The organism is Oceanospirillum sediminis, from assembly GCF_014164585.1.
In the GTDB taxonomy this organism is placed as follows: domain Bacteria; phylum Pseudomonadota; class Gammaproteobacteria; order Pseudomonadales; family Halomonadaceae; genus Oceanospirillum; species Oceanospirillum sediminis.
Genome location: NZ_JACJFM010000014.1, coordinates 56,283 through 78,147, shown reverse-complemented (window position 1 = coordinate 78,147; position 21,865 = coordinate 56,283). Strand labels below are relative to the sequence as shown.

The 21,865-nt window shown below is 47.5% G+C and carries 19 protein-coding genes; 16 read left to right on the top strand and 3 right to left on the bottom strand.

All coding sequences use genetic code 11. The annotated features are described in order from the left end of the window. Positions 1-226: 226 nt before the first annotated feature. The 13 genes from H4O21_RS12285 (at position 227) to H4O21_RS12225 (ending at position 15,849) form a co-directional block, all read left to right on the top strand. A complete protein-coding gene (locus H4O21_RS12285; RefSeq protein WP_182809162.1) occupies positions 227-1,303 on the top strand; it encodes a hydrogenase small subunit in 1,077 nt (358 codons plus the stop codon). Then, a complete protein-coding gene (locus H4O21_RS12280; RefSeq protein WP_182809161.1) occupies positions 1,303-3,108 on the top strand; it encodes a nickel-dependent hydrogenase large subunit in 1,806 nt (601 codons plus the stop codon). Before H4O21_RS12285 ends, H4O21_RS12280 begins: the two co-directional genes overlap by 1 nt. A gap of 87 nt (positions 3,109-3,195) precedes the next feature. Continuing rightward, the gene (gene cybH / locus H4O21_RS12275; protein ID WP_182809160.1) at positions 3,196-3,891 is read left to right on the top strand and encodes a Ni/Fe-hydrogenase, b-type cytochrome subunit; all 696 of its coding nucleotides are present in this window, start codon (positions 3,196-3,198) and stop codon (positions 3,889-3,891) included. A 160-nt stretch (positions 3,892-4,051) separates the two neighbouring features. Next, positions 4,052-4,324 (top strand): HigA family addiction module antitoxin, encoded by a 273-nt coding sequence (locus tag H4O21_RS12270; RefSeq protein WP_182809159.1) that lies wholly within the window; start codon positions 4,052-4,054, stop codon positions 4,322-4,324. 134 nt (positions 4,325-4,458) lie between these two features. After that, the gene (locus tag H4O21_RS12265) at positions 4,459-6,363 is read left to right on the top strand and encodes an ATP-binding protein (RefSeq protein ID WP_182809158.1); all 1,905 of its coding nucleotides are present in this window, start codon (positions 4,459-4,461) and stop codon (positions 6,361-6,363) included. Then, positions 6,344-7,696 (top strand): sigma-54-dependent transcriptional regulator, encoded by a 1,353-nt coding sequence (locus H4O21_RS12260; RefSeq protein ID WP_255487287.1) that lies wholly within the window; start codon positions 6,344-6,346, stop codon positions 7,694-7,696. The genes H4O21_RS12265 and H4O21_RS12260 overlap by 20 nt, the downstream gene beginning before the upstream one ends. A 326-nt stretch (positions 7,697-8,022) precedes the next feature. Continuing rightward, a complete protein-coding gene (phnD, locus tag H4O21_RS12255) occupies positions 8,023-9,072 on the top strand; it encodes a phosphate/phosphite/phosphonate ABC transporter substrate-binding protein (RefSeq protein WP_182809156.1) in 1,050 nt (349 codons plus the stop codon). A gap of 231 nt (positions 9,073-9,303) precedes the next feature. Further along, on the top strand, positions 9,304-10,074 hold the full coding sequence (phnC, locus tag H4O21_RS12250) for a phosphonate ABC transporter ATP-binding protein (RefSeq protein ID WP_182809155.1): 771 nt from the start codon (positions 9,304-9,306) through the stop codon (positions 10,072-10,074). Next, positions 10,062-10,847 carry a phosphonate ABC transporter, permease protein PhnE gene (phnE, locus tag H4O21_RS12245; RefSeq protein WP_182809154.1) on the top strand — a complete coding sequence of 262 codons (786 nt, stop codon included), beginning with the start codon at positions 10,062-10,064 and terminating at the stop codon, positions 10,845-10,847. The genes phnC and phnE (H4O21_RS12245) overlap by 13 nt, the downstream gene beginning before the upstream one ends. Next, the gene (gene phnE, locus H4O21_RS12240; RefSeq protein WP_182809153.1) at positions 10,844-11,641 is read left to right on the top strand and encodes a phosphonate ABC transporter, permease protein PhnE; all 798 of its coding nucleotides are present in this window, start codon (positions 10,844-10,846) and stop codon (positions 11,639-11,641) included. Before phnE (H4O21_RS12245) ends, phnE (H4O21_RS12240) begins: the two co-directional genes overlap by 4 nt. 280 nt (positions 11,642-11,921) lie before the next feature. After that, on the top strand, positions 11,922-13,004 hold the full coding sequence (locus tag H4O21_RS12235) for an ATP-grasp domain-containing protein (RefSeq protein WP_220495640.1): 1,083 nt from the start codon (positions 11,922-11,924) through the stop codon (positions 13,002-13,004). A 32-nt stretch (positions 13,005-13,036) separates the two neighbouring features. Continuing rightward, positions 13,037-14,296 (top strand): MFS transporter, encoded by a 1,260-nt coding sequence (locus H4O21_RS12230; RefSeq protein ID WP_182809151.1) that lies wholly within the window; start codon positions 13,037-13,039, stop codon positions 14,294-14,296. 56 nt (positions 14,297-14,352) lie between these two features. Then, positions 14,353-15,849, top strand: a complete 1,497-nt coding sequence (locus tag H4O21_RS12225; protein ID WP_182809150.1) for an MmgE/PrpD family protein — start codon at positions 14,353-14,355, stop codon at positions 15,847-15,849. A gap of 83 nt (positions 15,850-15,932) precedes the next feature. Here the strand turns inward: H4O21_RS12225 and H4O21_RS12220 are convergent, their stop codons facing one another. Continuing rightward, a complete protein-coding gene (locus H4O21_RS12220; RefSeq protein WP_182809149.1) occupies positions 15,933-16,340 on the bottom strand; it encodes a hypothetical protein in 408 nt (135 codons plus the stop codon). Positions 16,341-16,610: 270 nt separating this feature from the next. Here H4O21_RS12220 and H4O21_RS12215 point away from each other — a divergent pair, with 270 nt between their 5' ends. The 3 genes from H4O21_RS12215 to H4O21_RS12205 all read left to right on the top strand — a co-directional run bounded on the left by H4O21_RS12215 (position 16,611) and on the right by H4O21_RS12205 (position 18,805). Next, positions 16,611-17,063: a GNAT family N-acetyltransferase gene (locus tag H4O21_RS12215; RefSeq protein ID WP_182809148.1), complete on the top strand. Its 453-nt coding sequence runs from the start codon at positions 16,611-16,613 to the stop codon at positions 17,061-17,063. A gap of 178 nt (positions 17,064-17,241) precedes the next feature. Next, a complete protein-coding gene (locus tag H4O21_RS12210; protein ID WP_220495639.1) occupies positions 17,242-18,411 on the top strand; it encodes an alpha/beta hydrolase in 1,170 nt (389 codons plus the stop codon). A 25-nt stretch (positions 18,412-18,436) separates the two neighbouring features. Beyond that, positions 18,437-18,805: a SpoIIAA family protein gene (locus tag H4O21_RS12205; protein WP_182809147.1), complete on the top strand. Its 369-nt coding sequence runs from the start codon at positions 18,437-18,439 to the stop codon at positions 18,803-18,805. Between the two features lie 185 nt (positions 18,806-18,990). On the opposite strand, the gene H4O21_RS12200 is transcribed toward H4O21_RS12205, so the two are convergent. Both H4O21_RS12200 and H4O21_RS12190 read right to left on the bottom strand, forming a co-directional pair. Next, positions 18,991-19,326: a zinc ribbon domain-containing protein YjdM gene (locus tag H4O21_RS12200; RefSeq protein ID WP_182809146.1), complete on the bottom strand. Its 336-nt coding sequence runs from the start codon at positions 19,324-19,326 to the stop codon at positions 18,991-18,993. Positions 19,327-19,907: 581 nt separating this feature from the next. After that, on the bottom strand, positions 19,908-21,419 hold the full coding sequence (locus tag H4O21_RS12190; RefSeq protein WP_182809145.1) for an aldehyde dehydrogenase family protein: 1,512 nt from the start codon (positions 21,417-21,419) through the stop codon (positions 19,908-19,910). Between the last annotated feature and the right edge of the window lie 446 nt (positions 21,420-21,865).

Genomic DNA, 21,865 nt, shown 5'->3' with positions numbered 1-21,865 from the left:
GTGTTTGTTTTAAATGGAACCCTGTTTTCTTGGAAAACAGGGTTTTTGTTTTTAATTTATTGATTTAAAAAGGTTTTATTTATTGGCATAGCTTTTGAAGGTTACCACGGGATAGAGATTCGTGCAGTGAGCTTATTAACCAGGCTCAGATGAATACAACAAAAATAAGGCGTTAACGGAATTCTGTTCCGGATTCCAGCCGAACCGTGGTGAACAGGAGATTGGCATGCCCCAATTGGAAACCTTTTACGAGGTGATGCGACGTCAGGGGATTACCCGTCGTAGTTTTCTGAAATACTGTAGTCTGACCGCTGCAGCCCTGGGTTTAGGCCCGACATATGCCCCGCAGATTGCCCATGCGATGGAAACAAAACAGCGGACTCCTGTGCTCTGGTTGCACGGTCTGGAGTGTACCTGCTGTTCCGAGTCCTTTATTCGTTCTGCGCACCCACTGGTAAAAGATGTGGTGCTTTCTATGATCTCGCTGGATTATGACGACACCCTGATGGCATCGGCAGGTCATCAGGCTGAGGCGATTCTGGAAGAAACCATCCAGAAGTATAAAGGCGAATATATCCTGGCGGTTGAAGGTAACCCACCACTGAATGAAGACGGTATGTTCTGTATTGTTGGCGGTAAGCCATTCCTGGATCAGCTGAAACATGCGGCGAAAGATGCTAAAGCTGTGATCGCCTGGGGTTCCTGTGCATCCTGGGGTTGTGTACAGGCAGCGCGCCCTAATCCAACCCAGGCAGTGCCGATCCATAAAGTGATCACCGATAAGCCGATTATCAAGGTGCCGGGTTGTCCGCCTATTGCAGAAGTCATGACCGGGGTGATCACCTATATGCTGACTTTTGGCAAGTTGCCAGAGCTGGATCGTCAGGGCCGTCCTAAGATGTTCTACGGTCAGCGTATTCACGATAAATGCTATCGTCGTCCGCACTTTGATGCAGGGCAGTTTGTGGAAGAGTGGGATGATGAAGGCGCACGTAAAGGCTACTGCCTCTATAAAGTGGGTTGTAAAGGGCCTACCACCTATAACGCCTGTTCCACGGTGCGTTGGAACGAAGGTGTTTCTTTCCCAATTCAGGCCGGTCACGGTTGTATCGGTTGTTCCGAAGACGGTTTCTGGGACAAGGGCAGCTTCTATGAGCGCCTGAGCAATATCCCTCAGTTTGGTATTGAGAAAAACGCCGATGAGATCGGTACAGCAGTGGCGGGTGCAGTCGGTACCGCTATTGCCGCTCATGCGGCGGTTAGTGCCGTAAAACGTGCCACAGCTAAGGGAGATCAGGAATAATGAACGATTTTAACGCCAGTAATCTGGATAACAGTGGCCGTCGTATTGTTGTTGATCCGGTCACCCGTATTGAAGGCCATATGCGCTGTGAAGTGAATGTGGACGAGAACAATATTATTCGCAACGCGGTTTCTACCGGCACCATGTGGCGTGGTCTGGAAGTGATTCTGAAAGGTCGTGATCCCCGTGATGCCTGGGCCTTTGTAGAGCGTATTTGTGGTGTATGTACCGGGACTCATGCACTGACCTCAGTGCGCGCAGTAGAAGATGCGCTGGATATTCAAATTCCACTCAATGCCCATATCATCCGTCATATGATGGATAAAACTTTGCAGGTGCACGATCATATTGTGCATTTCTACCACCTGCATGCACTGGATTGGGTAAACCCTGTTAACGCCTTAAAGGCTGATCCGAAAGCCACGTCTGAACTGCAGAAGATGGTTTCCCCATCGCATCCCAAGTCATCTCCTGGCTACTTTAAAGATATCCAGACCCGTCTGAAGAAGTTTGTTGAAACCGGTCAGCTCGGCTTGTTTGCTAACGGTTACTGGGATAATCCGGCTTATAAATTGCCACCGGAAGCGGATTTGATGGCAGTAGCGCACTATCTGGAAGCGCTGGATCTGCAGAAGGAGATTGTCAAGATTCACGCCATTTTTGGTGGTAAAAACCCGCACCCGAACTATATGGTCGGCGGTGTCGCCTGTGCTATTAATTTGGATGATGTGGGGGCATCCGGTGCCCCGGTGAATATGACCAGCCTGAACTTTGTGCTGGAGCGTATTAACGAAGCCCGTGCCTTTACCAAAAACGTCTATCTGCCGGATGTGATGGCGGTGGCCAGTATCTATAAGAATTGGCTCTATGGTGGTGGTCTGGCGTCCGAGAATCTGCTGTCTTACGGAACCTATACTCAGGTACCGTACGATAAATCCACTGATCTGCTGCCTGCGGGTGCCATTGTTAATGGTAACTGGGATGAAGTGCTCCCAGTGGATGTACGTGATCCGAATGAGATTCAGGAGTTTGTTTCCCACAGTTGGTATAGCTACGGTGATGACACTAAAGGCCTGCACCCCTGGGATGGTGTTACTGAACCTAAGTTCGAGCTGGGACCAGAAACGAAGGGGACTAAGACCAACATTAAAGAGCTGGACGAGTCCGCGAAATACAGTTGGATTAAAGCACCACGCTGGAAAGGTCATGCTATGGAAGTAGGGCCACTGGCGCGTTATATCATCGCTTATGCTTCCGGTAAGGAATATATACAGGAGCAGGTAGATCGTTCTCTGTCCGCCTTTAATCAGGCCACAGGCCATGATCTGGGCCTGAAGCAGTTCCTGCCATCCACTCTGGGTCGTACCCTGGCCCGTGCACTGGAATGTGAGTTGTGTGCGGATTCTATGCTGGATGACTGGCATCAGCTGATCAATAACATCAAAAATGGTGATAGCTCGACGGCGAATACCGAGAAGTGGGACCCTTCCAGCTGGCCAAAAGAAGCCAAAGGTGTCGGTATTAACGAAGCACCGCGCGGCGCTCTGGGTCACTGGATCAAGATCAAAGATGGCAAGATTGAAAACTATCAGGCTATCGTACCGACCACCTGGAACGGTACACCACGGGATCACAACGGCAATATCGGTGCCTTTGAGGCAGCCTTGCTGAATACTCCGATGGAGCGCCCGGATGAGCCGGTAGAGATTCTGCGTACGCTGCACAGTTTCGATCCTTGTCTGGCCTGTTCCACTCATGTGATGTCGCCGGATGGTCAGGAGCTGACCAAGGTGAAAATTCGCTAACCGCTGTCCATTAACGATCCCACGAGGACCCGTCTGCTCAGTGATTTACTTACTCAGTAGCCGGGGCTTGGGTTCAAGGAGTTTGTTATGAGTGATGAGCTTAAACAACGCAAACAGACCGCGGTTTATGTGTATGAAGCACCGCTGCGGCTCTGGCACTGGGTCACGGTTTTTTCAATCGTGACCTTGTGTGTAACGGGTTATTTTATCGGTTCACCGCTGCCATCACAGCCTGGTGAAGCGATTGATAATTACCTGATGGGGTATATCCGCTTTGCCCACTTTACTGCGGGTTATATTCTGGCAATCGGCTTTATCGGACGTATCTACTGGGCTTTTGTTGGCAACAGTCATGCCCGTGAACTGTTCCTGCCTCCTTTCTTCAGTCGTAAGTGGTGGAAAGAGATCGGCCATGAGTTACGTTGGTACCTGTTTCTGGAGAAAACGCCGCGTAAATACATTGGTCATAACCCGCTGGCTCAACTGGCGATGTTCTTTTTCTTTGTTCTGGGCAACACCTTTATGATTCTTACCGGGTTTGCTTTGTACGGAGAGGGGCTAGGTGCCGGTAGTTGGGCTGATCAGTGGTTTGGCTGGATTATTCCTATGATGGGGCAGAGTCAGGATGTGCATACCTGGCACCATCTGGGTATGTGGTATCTGATCACTTTTGTCATGATCCATGTCTATGTGGCGATTCGTGAAGACATTATGTCTCGCCAGAGTCTGATCTCGACTATGGTCGGTGGCTGGCGCATGTTTAAAGATGATCGCCCAGACTGACCGTTCACAGCCTGCCTGTTATTCATAGCCTGTCAGGTCAGGCAGAGATAGGATGATCTTTTTTAGTGTATTGGCTCAATATCTGTGAAATGCACTTTTTCAGTTGGCCGGGATTGCTATCCCGGCTTTTTTCTTTGCGGTGAAGTTTTGAGGTTTGTCTATGAAAAGCAGTTTACATCTGCGTAAGCCTGAACACCCCGGAAGGTTTCTGGATCGTTGTTACCTGAAGGCTATGAATATCAATCAGTCTGATCTGGCCAGAGAGCTGGGTATTTCACGCCGCAGAATCAATGAGATTGTGAATGGACAAAGGGCGATTACCGCTGATACTGCACTTAAACTAAGCTATTTTTTTGGTACACATCCAATGATATGGCTGGAGAAACAACAGCTCTGGGAGCTTTATTGTGTTACTCGACATCGTCTGAGATAACTGATTGTCAAAGGTCGATCTGTTCTGGCATTCAGGCCATCCTGATGCGCTGTTCTGTTTTTATCACTGACAGCAAATACGTGAGTGATTGTCTTGTTTCTGTTCTAATGCCTTTTTGAGTAAAAGGCACGAATATGATCAGGCATTTGGGCATAGGAGGACGACTGGCGCTGGCGTTTGCTCTGATAGCAGCAATGAGCCTGCTGGCAGCTGGTTTAGCCAGGCAAACAAGCTCGACGCTGGAAAAACAGTTGGATGATCTCAGAGGCAGCGATATCAGTGTGCTGGCTACTGCAGCTCTGCTAAATGACACCAATCGTCGTGTTGTTGCCTCTGTTCCCCGCATTGTCACGGCTGAATCTGCCTATAATCGTCGTGAAGCCCGCTTGCAGCTGGATCAGGCATTACAGGATATGAAGCGCCTGATGCAGGATCTGCCTGATTACGATAACTACTTCCGGGATATCTCATCTCAGATCAGCAATAGCGTGGGTTTACTGTATCTTGCCGTAGAGCACAGAGAAAAGCTGGTCTGGCAGGGGTACGGGGAACGCCAGCTGTTGTTTCCTCTGTATCAGGGATTAATCCGGCAGTTGGAACATAGACAGACACTGAATCCGGGTAATAGGATCTGGCCTGCTTTATTGCGTCGAATCGAATATCTTGCAGGACTGGCAGAGAAGATAGCCAATGACTCCAGTTTTAATGAGCTGGACTACACCTTTCTACGCCTGGAATCATTGTCTGATGATATCAGAGCTTTGTTAAAGAGGTTGCCGAATAATGCGCTGACGTTTCAGCAACAGCAGCAACTGGATCATCTTTTAATGATGGCCAGTCGCCAGGGAGAGCTATTCCGGATTAAAAATGATGAACTGGATTTCCGTTATCAGGAAAGCTATCTGATGCGGGTCAGTCAGGATCATATTCGTCAGTTAGCGATTCAGATCGGACACTATACGCTGCAGGTGAATGACAATATTGATGAAGAGATTGAGAAAGTCTCAGCTGCACTGGAGCGCAATAGCCGTCTGGCACTGACCTTATCTTTAATCAGCCTGTTTGTTGCTGCAGGTGTTTCCTGGTGGTATGTACGCCAGAATGTACTGGGCAGAATACGCTACCTGCAATCCTGTATGCGGGCTATTGCGGCAGGAGAGTTAGCCACAGAAGTTTCGATTCGTGGACGGGATGAAGTCGCGACAATGGGACGTGATCTGCAACACTTTCAGCAAACTGCCCTGAAAGAAGCCCGGATTCAACGACAGTTGCAGTCTGAGATTCAGGAGCGGCTGATGGCTGAGCGTCAGCTTCGGAAAACCCAGGAAGAATTAATTCAGGCCGGAAAACTGGCTGCTCTGGGACAGTTATCCGTCGCTATTACCCACGAAATCAATCAGCCTCTGACCGCGATTAGCAGCCACCTGCACACTGCCGGGCGCTGGCTGGATAATGATCGCCCGGACAGAGCCAGAAACAGTCTGGATAAGATAAAGATACTGCTGGAAAAAACAGCGGGCATTACCCGGCATTTAAGAGGTTTTGCCAGAAAAAGTGACAGCGATAACAGTGCTGTACGTCTATTGCCGGTGATTAATGCCGCGATTGAACTGGTATCTCCCAAGGCAGGCTTCGTTAACATTGCACGGAATTGCCCGGAGCATCTGTATGTGATGGCTGAGCCGATTCGGCTGGAGCAGGTGCTGGTGAATGTGTTGAGTAATGCGCTGGATGCGGTATCAGGCCGTGAGATGCCCCGAATCCGGTTAGATGTGTCTCAGCATGCAGGCCTGGTTGATATTGCTGTTACAGACAACGGTTGCGGCATTGCGCCTGAACTGATCGGGCAGATTTTTGATCCTTACTATACCGATAAAGCACCGGAGGCTGGTTTAGGCCTGGGGCTGGCTATCAGTTACAACATTATGCAGGACTTTAATGGCCAGATCTTAGTGCACTCCGAGCCTGAACAAGGCAGTTGCTTTACCCTTCAATTACATAATGCACCAGAGGAATGGCATGCAGATTCTGCTGATTGACGATGAACTGACAATTCTGGAAGCGTTGGAAGAGATGCTGGAACTGGAAGGCTTCAGCGTAACCTGCTTTTCTGATCCCGAAAGCGCTCTGGCACAGGTACAACCGGATATGCCGGCGGTTATTCTGAGTGATGTACGCATGCCAGGTCTTGATGGTCTGGCCCTTCTGGGGATGGTAAAAGCCATTGATACGGACCTGCCGGTTGTACTGATGAGTGGGCATGGCGATATCCCGATGGCGATTGCCGCAGTGAAAGAGGGGGCTTTTGATTTTCTTGAAAAGCCTCTGACACCGGAAAAACTGATCATCCGTCTGCAGCAGGCTTCTGAACAACGAGCCCAGAACCTGCAGGACCGTAAACTACAACAAAATCCGCAGGGCAGGCCAGCTATTGAGCAGTTTATTATCGGTGAGGCTCCGGCAACACAGCAGATCCGTGAGCAGGTGTTAGCGCTGTCACAGACCAGTGTTGATACCATTATTTATGGTGAAACCGGTTCTGGAAAAGATGTTGTTGCACGGGCATTACATGAATTCAGTGATCGTCACGAACAGCGCTTTGTGGCAATTAACTGCGGCGGAATGACTGAGAGCATTATCGAAAGTGAGCTGTTTGGCCATGAGGCAGGTTCGTTTACCAGTGCTAACCGAAGACATATTGGCAAAATTGAAGCTGCTAACGGCGGTACTTTATTTCTGGATGAGATTGAAAGTATGCCCATCTCTGTGCAGATCAAATTGCTGAGGGTACTACAAGATCGTTGTATCGAACGGGTTGGAGGTTCTGAACTGATTCCTGTCAGTCTGACGGTGATTGCTGCCAGCAAAGATGATCTGGCTCAGATGAGTGAACGGGGAGAGTTCCGTAAAGATCTTTATTATCGCCTGAATGTCGCCAGTCTCAGGATTCCACCATTAAGAGAGCGGCCTGAAGATGCAGTAGCCCTGTTCCGTTTCTACAGTCTTCAGGCCGGGCAACGATTCAGCAAGTCGGTGCCTGCTCTGGAGCCTGAACAGATTATGAAACTGCAACAGTACGACTGGCCGGGCAATGTTCGTGAACTGAAAAATGCCGCAGATCGCTTTGTGATAGGCATTGCCGGTGATGGCTTTAATCTGGCGCGTACAGGAGAGCAGAGCGATGATCAGGAAACCGGGCTGGAAAGCCGTATTGATGAATATGAACGCCAGTTGATTATTGAAGCACTGAAAGCGAATCAGGGCATTGTCAATAAAGCTGCCGACTATCTGAGCCTGACGCGAAAAACCCTGTACCGGAAAATGAAAAAGCACGATCTGGATAAGTGGGATTTTAAACTTCAGGAAGACTGATTTTCAGTCGGTATGATGAACGGCGATAGCGGGTTAATGTCCGTTTCTGAGGGAAAACCGGATATAAATAAATGGGGCACTTGTGTCCCTTTTTATATTCTGGTGTGGGGCTCAGGTGTCCCATAAGTGAAATGCAGGACTGATTGATGTTTTTTATCCTTTTGATTTTAAATGACTTTTTATAGATGGTATCCCGCTTGCTCTTATGGTTACGGCTGCCAGAGACAAAACTGGCCGAAAACTATAAAAATAAACCAGGGATAAAACTGAATCAGATGATTGCCGACAGACTGGTTCGGATTATTCCGCAAGAAGGATGCATATCCATGTTTAATAAACTAGCAACGTCTGTTCTGACCGCAACAGTCCTTATGGCGGGTTCCTCCGTTTCCTGGGCAGCTGACAGCTGCTCATATCGTGGTGTACTGGACGACAAATTCTGCGATGAAAACAAGGATCTGGTGGCGGATCTGCCTAAAGATGAAACCAAATGGCGCGATCCTAATACTCTGGTTTTTACTTATACGCCGGTAGAAGATCCGGCCGTGTATAAGGATGCTTTTGCCGATTTCCAGCGTCATCTGGAAGAAAAAACCGGTAAACGTGTGGTGTATTACACCGTGCACTCCAATGCGGCTCAGGTAGAAGCGTTACGTTCGGGTCGACTGCATATTTCTGGCTTCTCGACCGGGCCAACAGGGTATGCTGTGAATCTGGCAGGTTATGTCCCTCTGGCGGTTAAAGGCAGCGCAGAAGGTTTTCAGGGTTATAACCTGATTACGATTGTGCGTTCGGATAGTGATATTAAGCAGATGGATCAGCTGAAAGGCAGGAAAGTGGCACACACTTCTGTCTCTTCAAACTCAGGTAATCTGGCACCGAGAGCCTTGTTTCCTCAGTCTGGTATTGAACCGGACAAAGATTATAAAGTGGTCTATTCCGGCAAACATGACCAGTCTGTAATGGGTGTACTGTCTGGCGACTATGATGCTGCACCCGTGGCATCGGATGTCTTTAACCGTATGGTAACGGCAGGCAGAGTCAATCGTGACGACTTCCGTATTATCTATACCAGCCCTAAATTTCCCACCTCCGCTTTCGGCTATGCGCATAACCTGAATCCTGATCTGGTGAAGAAAATCAGAGAGGCATTTTCCAGCTATCGCTTTACTGACGAGATGCAAAAGACCTTTGGTGGTGCTGACCGCTTTGTGGAAATCACTTATAAAGATGACTGGCAGGTGATTCGTGATATTGCTCACGCTACAGGTACTGCTTACACCAAAACAGGTCTGCAAAAGCTGGCAGAAAAAGAAGCGGCAAAAGCGGCGAAAAAACGTGCGGCTGAGTTGGCAAGTCAGGCTAAGTCTGAATAATTCATATCTGTTCTACTGGCACTTTGATGCCATCTGCTAAAAGTGAAGCTTCAGCTTTCCCGATTTCTTTCCGGGGAAGCCGATTCTTCTATCTTACAGAAGATATGTCGCTTTAGTGCCCTATAAGGATGATTTGTTCAACAAATCATCCTCGATAACAACAAGAAATTGCTCCTGTGCATGCCCTTATTACGGGCAGGCAGGCTTTTGTATTGCCTGAAGGAAATGATAATGGCCGAATCTCAACAAAATTATCTGCAGATCCGCAATCTGAATCATGAATATGAAGCGGGTAAACCTATTCTGCGTGGTATCGATCTGAATTTTGATCAACCCGGCATTATTGCCATTATCGGTCCATCCGGGACAGGTAAATCGACTCTGCTGCGATGTATTAATCGTTTGATTAACCCGACCAGTGGAGAAGTGCTGTTTGATAATGTGGATCTTACCAGCGTCGAGGGTAAAGAGTTACGTCGCCACCGTCGCCATATCGGGATGGTGTTCCAGGAGTACAATCTGGTTGAACGTCTGACCGTGATCGAAAACCTGCTGACTGGTCGTTTAGGTTATATGTCAGCCTGGAACGCCTGGCGCCGGAATTATACTCAGGATGATATTAATAATGCCTTTGAACTGCTGGAAATGGTGGGGCTGAAAGATTTTGCCAAACAGCGTGCTGATAGCCTCTCTGGCGGTCAGCGTCAGCGGGTCGGGATTGCCCGAGCGGTAATGCAGGATCCTTATGTCTTACTGGCTGATGAGCCGACATCGTCTCTGGACCCTAAAACTGCTGTCGAAATTATGGAGCTGATGGATACGCTGGCCCGTCGCAAAAATATTCCGGCGCTGGTGAATATTCATGATGTGTCTCTGGCCCAGCGTTTTGCTGTACGTATGGTCGGTATGAGCGGTGGGCATGTGGTTTATGACGGCCCGCCTGAAGGCATTACTGAGGATCACCTGAAGCAGATTTATGGAGGTGAATCATGGCTGTCGTAAAGGATTACCCGAATCCGTTTGAAAGAAGCCCGGCCAATACGATTGGCGTGATCGTGATTGCGGCTTATCTGATCTATGCCGCGATTGATATGGACCTGAGTCTGGCACGTTTTCTGGAAGGTCTTGGTCATGGTTCTGCGCTACTGGATCGTATGTTTCCACCAAACTTCACTCGCTGGGAGTTATTGCTGGATGGCCTAATTGAGTCGATGCAGATCGCCATTATCTCCAGTGTGGTGGGGATCTTTATGTCCCTGTTTATCGGGTTATTTGCCGCTCGCAATATGATGCCGGCGTGGGTTAGTAGCCCGACTCGGGTAATCATCGCCTTATGTCGCTCTTTTCATCCGGTTATTATCGCTATTCTGTTTGTAAAAGCGGTGGGTTTTGGTGCTCTGGCCGGATTGTTAACCCTCATTGTGGCATCCATTGGTTTTATCGCTAAGCTGTTTGCGGAAGCGATTGAAGAGATCTCTTTTAAGCAGGTTGAGGCGATCAGAGCCACAGGTGCCAGCTTTACCAGTATTGTGCTATTTGCAGTATTGCCGCAGGTTTTCTCGCGTTTCATCGGCTTTTCTATGTATCAGCTGGATTCCAACCTGCGTAATTCCACCATGGTGGGAATCGTTGGTGCTGGTGGTCTGGGCGGGACGCTGTTTTCTGCTTTTCAGCGTTTTGATTATGACTTTGTGACCGCCATTCTGCTAACCATTATTGCGATTATCCTGCTGGGTGAATTCCTGTCCGGTAAAGTACGGGAGATTTTCCAATGAGCACGATAAATCATCAATGGGAGCGTTTTACCTTTCAGAAAAAACTGGCACGTTTTGCGGTTTATCTGGTAACTGTTGCTGCTTTTCTGGCATCAATCCGGACCGTCGATGTTATTCCTGAGTTCTTTTATGATGCTCCAAATCAGATTTCAGATATGTTCAGCCGTATGTGGCCACTGGATACTGCGTTTTATCCGATAACGGTGCATGCTGCGTTAATGGAGACTTTGCATATCGCGACACTGGGAACTCTGGTGACGCTGATTTTTGCGGTACCACTGGCGCTACTGAATGCGCGTAATGTGGTGGCTAATCCGGTGGTGAACTGGATCTCCCGCTTTTTTCTGGTGTCATCCCGTTCGGTTAACTCTCTGGTCTGGGCGCTGTTGTTTGTGGCGGTGTTTGGTCCGGGTGTGATTGCCGGGGTGCTGGCGATTGCATTTCGTTCGGTTGGTTTTATCGGCAAACTGCTGGCAGAAGCGATTGAAGAGATCAACATGGGCACGATTGAAGCGTTAAGAGCAACGGGGGCGTCCTGGGCTTCTGTTCTGATCAAAGGTTACTGGCCTCAGGTTAAACCGGCCTTTTTCTCTATCGTGTTGTTTCGTTGGGACATTAATGTCCGTGAATCTGCTGTACTGGGTTTAGTGGGTGCAGGAGGCATCGGTGTGGTACTGAATGATGCTATGAATCTGTTTGAATGGCAGAAAGTCTCTATGGTGCTGTTCAGTATTTTTGCTGTCGTGATTCTGGCGGAAATTCTGGTTGTGCAGATACGCAAGCGTATGATCTGATCAATTGCTGAAACTTTTCGATATTTGATCATTTATAACCTGAGCCCGGCCTGTGCCGGGCTCTCTTTTTTGTTTGCCACGGGAGGCGCTATAAATAAAAGGGGTGTCTGTCAAATTTGTAATATTTAATAAATTTCTTTGATGTCATCAGTTTGTTTTTTATTTGTTTTGATGCCTTTCTAAAACCATTTTACCTTATTGTTAAGATTCTTTTTGTATCTATGTATACTTGTTTGATTAGGTTACATAGTGGCATGATAGCGGGGTAAGTACTAAATATGTGACAGTAAAATTCGGAGGCTTTATGGATGCACCGGATATTATTCATCGTGTTCAGGAAGAGGGTAAACCTCTCTGTTTACGTGAAGAAGATCGCGATCGTTTGAAAGTACTTTTCCTTGCTAAGCATGCCAGAGCAGGCGGACAGTTCGATAAAAAGGATGGTTCTCATGCTGTTTATCATAATGAGATCAGGCAGTGTCTGGAGCAACTGGGTATATCTCTGAGACTGGCAGACAGTTATGAGACTTTGTTTAAACATCCCAGGCAGAATTTTATTTTCACCCTGTTTAATCGGGGACAATTCCGGAACAGTGAGATCTTTGCTTCCTGCCTGTCGGAATATCACAGCCTGCCATATCTTGGGGCTGCACCCAGTATGCGTGGTTTTGCTGATGATAAACATCTGAGCAAGATTCTTTATCAGAATCTTGGTATTCCCACACCGAGATGGCAGATTTATCGCACTTCTGATTTATCTGTTCCGGCACCCACTTTTAAAGCTGAGCGATATGTGATTAAGCCAAACAATAGCAGTGCATCATGGGGGATCTTCCATGATACTGACTGGGTGGCTCTGAGGCCTATGGTTCGGAAGTTACTACTGGACAATCATGATGTGATTGTTGAAGAGTTTATTCCTGGCACAGATGTCACTGTTCCGGTTGTTGGTGCAGGTTATCCATGGGTGCTATTTCCTATGGAAAACTCCGCTGGTGACGCTTTGAATATGGTGACCTATGCCCAGAAGCGAGGATTCAGGGAAGGTTCCAGCATTCGCCCTTTTGCAGAGCATAGAAATTATCCAGAGCTGATAGGCTTTACCCGCCAGATTAATAATATGATCTGGCCATATGATTATGGCCGTTTTGACTATCGGATTACACCAGATGGAAAGGTGTTCGCACTCGAATACAATATCAGCTGCAACCTGGGTTCAAACCGGGCTATTGTCCAGTCTGCAAACTTACTGGGATATCAGCAGAAAGATATCGTTGAGTCTGTCCTGGCTAACAGTCTGGAAAGGCAAAGAGCCATGTTTGAAAGAGCTGTTGAACAAAAGTCTCTGAGATGGGAAATATAAACGGATAAAAGTAAGGGCGATAACACTCAACAATGCAAACTCTGCGCTCCCGAATACGACTGGAGACAACCTCATGGGCTTGTCTGGCACTGACTCTGGCACTGCTTGAAGGCGGTGTCACTGGCCTGCTTATTCAGCAGCAGTTTTCTGCTCAGTTATATGAATGGCAGGTTAATCTGGCCGTGGCAGTTGCAACGGGAGCTCCTTTTTTTGCGAATCTGTTCAGCATGATCTGGGTCCGGTTGAGTCAGGGCAGAAATAAAGCAGATCTGATTTCCAGGCTGGCAATGCTATGTTGTCTGTGTAGCGCAGGTCTGGCATGGATGCCGGTGAATGAGGCTGGATTAGTTGGATTACTGATCCTGCTTGTGATTGCGAGAGTATGCTGGTCAGGGATTACAACGCTGCGTTCCGTGATCTGGCGAGGTAATTATCCTCGTAATATCCGGGCGCGTATTACTGCGCGTTATACTACGGTTTTTGCCCTGGCAACTTCTGTTGCTGCATTAGCTGCAGGCTGGTTAATAGAGCAGGGCATTACAGCATTTCAGTTACTTAGTGCGGTATTTGCTCTGATCGCTTTGTGGGCAAGCTGGCGCTATCGACACCTGACTTTGCGCCGGCAGGCAATTCTTGCTGATAAACCGGGAAGTACACTGACTCTGTTACAGATGCCTGCGTTATTCAGGGCTGATCAGGCTTTTGCTCGTTATATGCTGGCGATGTTTATTCTGGGAGCTGGTAATCTGATGCTGATTGGTTTACTGGTTGTAGGAATTCACCGGTTTACCGGGGTGTTACCCTGGCAGCAGATTATGATCACTTCTGCTATTCCTATGCTGATTATTCCTTTTGCGGTTCGCTGGTGGGCCCGGTTACTGGAAGGCAATCATATTTTTTTCTTCAGAATCTGGCATGGAGCCGGATTAACGCTGGCAATGAGTGTCTTTTTACTTGCGCTTGCCACTGGTAGCGAGTGGTTGTTATTTATTGGTTCAGCCTGCTATGGGCTGGCTCAGTCAGGTGGGGCTATTGGCTGGAATCTGGGCCATAACGATTTTTCAGATAATGATCGGGCGCTGGATTATATGGCTGTGCACGTCACGCTGACCGGAGTCAGAGGGCTATTAGCTCCTTTACTGGGCATTTCGTTTTACCAGCTGTTGGTTCAGGTTGATCTGGGGCATCTGGCATTGTTGCTGCCTGTTAGCCTGGTTGCTATTGGTACTCTGATGTTTGTGGTTTATCACAGACAAAACCTTCACCAGTTAAAGCAGGATGAACTCGTCTGAAGCCGGTTATTTTACATCGCTATTCTGGCAAAGAGGTGCATTACCCGGAGATCGTTATGCTTTCTGACACCAACACCAACACCAACACCGAAAAAAACAACCCTTTGCTGATATACAGTGCCTGGATTGCAGAGGCAAAAGTCACCAGCTTTCAGAGTCATGGAGATGATGACTTGACTGGTGAGACGGATCTTAACTCGGGCAAAAAAGGCTGGTCTGAACACACGTTAGATCTGGCAAAGCGTAGCTTTATTGATACGCTGGCTTGCGCCATTCCCGGTAGTCAGGCCGATGTTTGTCAGAAGCTACTGACAGTTCGTGATGCTTTTGGGGCAGGCAGTGCTACACTGATTGGGCAGCAGATAATGGGGTCTGTTATTTTTGCGGCTTTGTTTAATGGTACCGCAGCTCATGCTCTGGATTTCGATGATGATTTTGATCCGGCGAAGGGACATCCTTCGGCAGTGATTATCCCCGCATTGCTGGCATTGGCAGAGAAGCATCGTTCAGATGGTTTTCATTTGCTGGATGCCTATATTGTCGGGTTACAGATTATGGGGTTAACAGGGCAGGGGCTGAATCCTTTTCACCGCCGTCGAGGCTGGCACGCGACTTCCACCATTGGTAGTCTGGCTGCAGCAGCAGCCTGTGCTCGTTTATTGCAGCTGGATACTTTACAAACTGCTCATGCCATTTCAATAGCCAGTAGCCTTGCCGGTGGCTTTATGAGCCAGTTTGGTACCGATGCGAAGCCTATGCATGCCGGGTTTGCTGCGGCGGCTGGTGTACAGGCTGCTTTATTTGCTCAGGCCGGGCTGACGGCTGGATTAAATACTCTGGATGCCAGTAATGGCATGAATACTCTGATGGTTGGGCAGGATCTGGCAGAGCTTAAAGTTCTGATGCAGGATAAAGATGAGTATGGTCAGAAAATGAGTTTTCCACTTAATCCGGCTCAGCCTCTGATGATTGAAGCATTTGGCCTGAAGATCAAACGTTTTCCTAACTGTGGCAGTGTGCACCGTGCTCTGGATGGACTGTTAAAACTGAAGAGTCAGTATGATTTCACTGCCGATGAGGTTGAATATATCCGTGTGACTGCTCCTTCTGCTCATCTTAAAAATCTGATGTACTCCCGGCCTGAGACTCCGCAGCAGGCCAAATTCTCGTTGGAATATGGTCTGATTACCGGATTGCTATTTGATAATGTCACTCTGGATGATTTTTCTGAATCAGCGGTTTTGCGACCAGAAATACAGCAACTGTTACCCCTGGTTCAGAAACAGGCTGTTGACAAACTGGAATCCGAATGCCCGACACAGGTAGAGGTCAGGCTGAAAAGCGGCCTTCGATTTAAGACGGAAGTGTTTATGGCAGTGGGAACCCGGGCTTTTCCGTTGACGGATGCTCAGCTTTGGCAGAAATTTGATGCCTGTACAGCTTCCGCTATGAAAGCTGATGATAAAGACGAGCTGAAAGCTCTGTTAGACAGTATTGCTCAGTTAGATAATACCGATGATTTAATGCGCGGGCTCACACGCATAACCTTCTAATCAATGTAATCGGAATGGTTCTGCAGGCCTGCTGATAAAAGCCTCACATCCGTGAGGCTTCAGACAGAATTAGATATCCGGGGTTACTGAACCGATTTGGGCGGCTCTGAATCACCTTCTCCCAGGAAGTTTTCAAAATGTATACGGCTTTCTTCAGCAGAAAGCTCCCGGTTTGTTGTGGTATCTCTCAGGCGACCACCCTGTTTAATCGCATTTTTGATGCTAACAACGACATCTTCAGAGTCACCATGTACCTTACGCATGATTCTTAAGAGTTTCTCATGGGAGGAGTAGGGAACATCCCGTGTCATTGCCCGGAGCAGGTTAAAACTGTTTCTCAATACCGGATCCTTGCTTCTCAGATCATTCAGAGAAACAAACCAGCCTTCATCCGTGTGCGTTACGATTGCAGTACATTGCAGCCATTCGCTGATAGATTCCGATAACTGATACTGCAGATCTGAGTCCGGGTTTTCAGGTTTCTTATCCATCGTAAATCCTTTGGGGTGGTAGATAACAGAATTGCGTACTTTGCCCTCCGCCTGGGCAGAGGTAACTTAACATCGGGTGGCTGTTTTCAGGTTGTTCGTGATAACAAAGCCTGGTGCCAGGCGATATGCAATAGATATTTTCTGGACCTGAAAACTGGCTCAGTAACGATAGTATATATTTTACTGGTAATTTTTACAGTATTTTTAATGAAATGTCTGTTCTGATATTGTCAGGTGATGCTAACCGATAGATGAACAGGAGGTGTTCAGATGGAGTCTGATAAGAAGCCGGTATGCCGCCGGGTATATGAAGAAAGAGATCTTACCGCTTTGATCGCCCTGATGAATCAGCTGGGTTATGAGCACTCCCGACAGAGCCTTAGCGATAATATTCAGCAGGTAAGAAATCAGGGTGGGGAAGTTTTTATTGCCGAAGATGCAGGCCTTGTCTGCGGTTGTGTCGCCGCAATACTGGATATCAGGCTGGCGGAAGGAATAAAAGGCGAAATAGTCAGCCTGGTCGTTAATCAGCAGGCCAGAGGGCGGGGCATTGGTAAGCTACTGGTGGTAGTCGCGGAGCAATGGCTAAGCCAGTATGTCGATGAATATCGAATCAGGGCTAATGCTATTCGCAAAGACGCCCATCGGTTTTATCAGCAACTGGGTTATTCTGAAATGAAGCAACAGGTTGTGCTGGGTAAAGCCTGCCCGACAAAAGGTTAGTACAGACGAAGAAAACGTTCGTACAGTGCCTTACATTTTATTGACATATCTGAGCTTACAGTTGTCATACACTTATCGTGCGTTGCTATTTGGCTTGCTACCTTTATTTCAATCATGCTACAACCTTTCAATTCTGTCGGGTTAAGAGGAAGTGGCATGATCTGTCTCGGATTATGTTATGAGTACCACTGCAATCTCTAAGAAAAAGCTCTCCTTTATTCTGGCTTCTACTGCGCTGATGATGGCCTGTAGCCAAAAACAGGTACAATCTGAGAAACAGCCATCGGCCAGTTTACCTGAATACATGCAGGCAGATTTTCAACAGTATATTGCAGATAATGAACAATGGCTGAGAGAGAATCGGAACTTTCTGAGTAATGATCCTGAAATGGAAATTTCGATTAATATGCCATTTGAGCGGATTCCTGAACAACCCAATGGCAAAGCGGTTTTACTGGTTCATGGTCTGAGTGATTCCCCTTATTCTTTTATTGATATTGCTGAACAGTTGGTACAGCAAGGCTTTTTGGTGCGAACACTACTGTTACCCGGGCATGGCAGTAAGGCTGCTGATCTGATGTTGCCCACACTGGAAGACTGGACAGGCATCGTAAAACATCATACCGAACTGCTAGCCAGTAAGTACGATGAACTCTGGTTAGGAGGGTATTCCACAGGTGCCAACCTGGTCACGATAGAAGCCAGCGAGAATACCAATGTGGATGGTCTGTTATTGTTCTCTCCGGCATTCAAACCAGATAATAATTTGGTGCGTTTTGCACCTGTGATAAGCCTTTTTGTTGATTGGGCGGATGAAGATCCGGAAGAAAATATTGCTAAGTATGATTCTCTGCCAATGAATGGCGCTGCGGTTTATTACGAAACATCCAGTCTGGTTCGGGATCGACTATCAGAAAAGACACTGGATATTCCGGTGTTTATGGCGATCAGTGAAGGCGATAGTGTGATTGATACACTGACCGCTCTTGAGTTATATCAGAACAGTTTCAGCCATTCGGGGAAACAGCTTGCCTGGTTTGGTGAATATCAGCCTGCAGTAGATGGTCTTAATCAGTTTTCTATGCGTTTACCGGAACAGAGAATCAGCGCCGGATCTCATATGAGTATGCTTTATAAACCAGGCAATGCTCACTATGGTATTAATGGCCGCTTCAGAATGTGCAGTAATGGTCAGCAAGAAGCACAGGAACAGCTTTGCCGTCAGGGAGAAGAAGTCTGGTACTCTGGCTGGGGTTATCAGGAAAAAGGGAAAATACACGCACGTCTCAGCTGGAATCCGTATTTTAAAGAAACAATGGCTGTAATGAAGAAGGTACTGACTATCTGAGTTAAGGTTTCAGGAGGAAGATGACATGATTGAATATCTGGATATCGGAGTAGAGAAGGCTGTGGCTTACCGGATCTCAGGGAAAATCAGTCAGGGTGAAATGCACGATGTACTTAAGACTATCGCAGGCAGAATTGATCAGTTTGGCGAAGTATATCTCTACCAGGAAGTTGAAAGCCTGGGCGGTGTCGAATTTGAGGCGATGCTGGAAAAAATTAAATTTCTGATCAGGCAGGGAATATCTGATATTCATAAAGTGGTTGTGATTACTGATAAACAATGGCTGCATAGAGTGGTTGAGCTGGAAGATAAGCTGCTACCGCATACAAAGTTGTGCAGCTTCATCATGGAAGAAAAAGATCAGGCCGTGTCATTTCTGGCAGATGATGGCTGATTCGGAAATAGCTTTAATCGGCAGGCCATCGTTCATAATTAATAGCGCGGTTGTCAGAGCATTCAGAAATCTGAACAATAGGGGCTAAGTAAGAAAGTGGGCTGTGCTACTCTGATCGCAAACTATCAATGATTCGCCAGCAACACTTTCTTACCTGTTTCACTCAATCAGATTCTACTCTGGGCTTAAGCTTTTTTGACAAACTGTGCGGTGACCATCATATCGCCTGCACCGTCCACTTTACAGTCCAGTTGGTGATCTTTACCTTCAACCATTCTTTTGATCAGTGCTTTGGTGCCAATCTTCAACACCTGAGAACTGCCTTTTACTTTCAGATCTTTAATCAGAGTGACCTTATCGCCTTCATTCAGTTGGCTGCCATTAGCATCTCTGATATCCAGCTTATCTTCTTCAGCAGACTCCGACGGGTTCCATTCATGCGCACATTCCGGACATATTAGCAGTTCCTGATCCTGATAAACGTATTCAGAGTTGCATTTCGGGCAAGGAGGAAGAGACATAAAATATTACTTCTTTAAATGGGTTTGGCGTGCATGGTAATAGGAGGATCCTGTCTTGGCGAGTACTTTTAGCAGGAAAAGACAGAATTCCTAGTTTATTGTATTTTTTATAGGAATTATTCTCATAATCAATAGGTTAAAAGATAAGCGAGTTTGAAACTCTGACGAGTTATAGTCAAATCTGGTGTTCAGGTGTACTGCGTTCAGGATATTCGCTGTCTTATGACTCCAGCACCGTTGCTGACGGGTTAAGGGTCAGGCTTCTTCCAGAGCAGACCAGAAGCCCATTGCGCCGTCTCCCACTGCCAGCTCTGTCGCCGTTTTCGAATATCGCTAAGGGAGGCCGTGGCCAGAGTGCATTCTGGCTCTGCTGAGCAGCTTGAGCGGTGGACAGATAATATCCTGACCGCGCAAACTCTGGAGCAGGTGTTTGAGTTGAAAGATGGAGAGCGATCCCGAACATAGCCGGGCTACCGGATAATACACTGACATATAGAAGGGACCCGAACTGGCACGTTCGTAAAGGCAATGGACTTTAATCCACTGCCTTTGTACGGCTCTGAATAGAAGATTCAAACAGATCAGATACTCATCAGCACTGATTTCACTTCTGTATAATGCTCAATCACATCTGATCCCATTTCCCGTCCCAGGCCAGATTGCTTGAAACCTCCGAAGGGCAGAGCCGGATCAAGTGCTGTATGGCAGTTTACCCAGACAGAGCCTGATTTGATTCTGGGAATCATACGATGCACTTCAGACAGATTATTAGACCAGATGCTGGCTCCCAATCCGTACTGGCTGTCGTTAGCAATGCGCACCGCTTCGTCGATATCATCAAATGGCATCGCCACCAGCACAGGACCAAAAATCTCTTCTTTTACCACGCTGTCATTATGATTGACATTGGTCATTACTGTGGGTTTAACAAAGAACCCCGGACCATCGGCTTTATATTGTCCGGTTGTGATGGTGGCTCCACTTTGCAGGCCCTGTTCAATATAGCCGCATACTCTTTCCTGTTGTCTGGCAGAAACCAGTGGACCCATGTGGGCATCAGGGTTCAGGCCGGAGCCCAGTGTCATATTCTCGGCAATAGAGGAAATATCTGCGACGACATTTTCAAAATGCTTTTTGTGGACATACAAACGAGATCCGGCACAGCATACCTGGCCATGGTTAAAGAAGATGGCGTTTGCGGCTCCCTGAACGGCGGTTTCAAGATCGGCATCTGGCAGAACAATCGTCGGTGATTTACCGCCCAATTCCAGCGTGACGCGTGTCATTGAATTCATTGCTGCCTTACCGATCAGCTTGCCGACCTCTGTTGAACCGGTAAACGTCAGTTTATCCACGTCAGGGTGCTGGGAGAGGGCTGCACCGGCTTCATGGCCTATGCCGGTGACGACATTAACGACACCTGGCGGATATCCTGCTTCCAGAGCCAGTTCAGCCAGTTTAAGAGCGGTGAGTGGGGTTTCTTCTGCAGGCTTCAGTACTACTGTACAGCCGGTGGCCAGTGCCGGACCTAATTTCCAGCATGCCAGTAGCAGAGGGAAGTTCCAGGCAACAATCGCACCGACCACGCCGACAGCTTCTCTGCGGGTATAGCCGTGGAACTGAGCATCAGGCATAAAAGGGACAGAGACATCAACGCTGCGTCCTTCAATTTTTGTAGCAAAACCTGCCATATAGCGCAGAAAATCGACGGCAAGACGAATGTCTACATGCTCTGCGATAACGACACTTTTGCCATTATCTATAGACTCAATTTCCGCCAGCAGCCTTGCGTTTTTTTCAATCAGATCGGCGAAATCCCACAGCCGTTTTTGACGATCCACGGGTTTAACCCGGCTCCAGTCGGAGTCGTCAAATGTCTGTCTGGCCATGGCAACCGCACGGTCCATATCTTCTTTTTTACCGGCGGGTACCTGGGTGATCTGTTCACCGTTAGCAGGATTATAGACGGTCAGTGTTTCGCCATCACTAGCAGGTAACCATTGATCTCCAATCAGAAAACGATGTTCTTTCTGAATGAAAGCCATGGCTTCAGGTGATGCGGAGAAGTGGCTCTGGGAATGTTGACTATTCATGTTGTCACCTTGTTATTGTTTTTGGTTGTCCATTGTTACGTCTTCATCAGAGAGCGGCTTTTATTCACGGGCCTGTGTTATCTGATGCTGTCCGTATAGGCGCAAGGCTTGTGCCAGTCAGAATAATTGGTTTTAACTATTTGATATTGTTTGAAATTTTAATTTTTGTTGCTGCCATTGGGTGTCAGTGTTCAGTGTTTCACTATGAGACAGGTGTTCAGAAATGGATCAGTTGATGTGTTCAGTGAAACAGTCTTAAGAGAACGGTAATCTTCGATTTATAGCCACTGCATAGATAAGCACCTGGTTCCGCGTTGATAAGCGTCTGGTCCGCGTTGCTAATAAGCCGATGCTATCTGTATCGCTTATTGGAACAAGTGTCACATTTTTGAACAGGGCAGGTGCAAAGTGTCGCGGAATAAAACAGTGCTGAAACGCCAGTGTCA

What these genes read in the sequence shown, in the direction of transcription:
- H4O21_RS12285 (WP_182809162.1), top strand. Translation starts at nt 227, where the DNA reads ATGCCCCAATTGGAAACCTTTTACGAGGTGATGCGACGTCAGGGGATT.
- H4O21_RS12280 (WP_182809161.1), top strand. Translation starts at nt 1,303, where the DNA reads ATGAACGATTTTAACGCCAGTAATCTGGATAACAGTGGCCGTCGTATT.
- cybH (WP_182809160.1), top strand. Translation starts at nt 3,196, where the DNA reads ATGAGTGATGAGCTTAAACAACGCAAACAGACCGCGGTTTATGTGTAT.
- H4O21_RS12270 (WP_182809159.1), top strand. Translation starts at nt 4,052, where the DNA reads ATGAAAAGCAGTTTACATCTGCGTAAGCCTGAACACCCCGGAAGGTTT.
- H4O21_RS12265 (WP_182809158.1), top strand. Translation starts at nt 4,459, where the DNA reads ATGATCAGGCATTTGGGCATAGGAGGACGACTGGCGCTGGCGTTTGCT.
- H4O21_RS12260 (WP_255487287.1), top strand. Translation starts at nt 6,344, where the DNA reads ATGCAGATTCTGCTGATTGACGATGAACTGACAATTCTGGAAGCGTTG.
- phnD (WP_182809156.1), top strand. Translation starts at nt 8,023, where the DNA reads ATGTTTAATAAACTAGCAACGTCTGTTCTGACCGCAACAGTCCTTATG.
- phnC (WP_182809155.1), top strand. Translation starts at nt 9,304, where the DNA reads ATGGCCGAATCTCAACAAAATTATCTGCAGATCCGCAATCTGAATCAT.
- phnE (WP_182809154.1), top strand. Translation starts at nt 10,062, where the DNA reads ATGGCTGTCGTAAAGGATTACCCGAATCCGTTTGAAAGAAGCCCGGCC.
- phnE (WP_182809153.1), top strand. Translation starts at nt 10,844, where the DNA reads ATGAGCACGATAAATCATCAATGGGAGCGTTTTACCTTTCAGAAAAAA.
- H4O21_RS12230 (WP_182809151.1), top strand. Translation starts at nt 13,037, where the DNA reads ATGCAAACTCTGCGCTCCCGAATACGACTGGAGACAACCTCATGGGCT.
- H4O21_RS12225 (WP_182809150.1), top strand. Translation starts at nt 14,353, where the DNA reads ATGCTTTCTGACACCAACACCAACACCAACACCGAAAAAAACAACCCT.
- H4O21_RS12220 (WP_182809149.1), bottom strand. Translation starts at nt 16,340, where the DNA reads ATGGATAAGAAACCTGAAAACCCGGACTCAGATCTGCAGTATCAGTTA.
- H4O21_RS12215 (WP_182809148.1), top strand. Translation starts at nt 16,611, where the DNA reads ATGGAGTCTGATAAGAAGCCGGTATGCCGCCGGGTATATGAAGAAAGA.
- H4O21_RS12210 (WP_220495639.1), top strand. Translation starts at nt 17,242, where the DNA reads ATGAGTACCACTGCAATCTCTAAGAAAAAGCTCTCCTTTATTCTGGCT.
- H4O21_RS12205 (WP_182809147.1), top strand. Translation starts at nt 18,437, where the DNA reads ATGATTGAATATCTGGATATCGGAGTAGAGAAGGCTGTGGCTTACCGG.
- H4O21_RS12200 (WP_182809146.1), bottom strand. Translation starts at nt 19,326, where the DNA reads ATGTCTCTTCCTCCTTGCCCGAAATGCAACTCTGAATACGTTTATCAG.
- H4O21_RS12190 (WP_182809145.1), bottom strand. Translation starts at nt 21,419, where the DNA reads ATGAATAGTCAACATTCCCAGAGCCACTTCTCCGCATCACCTGAAGCC.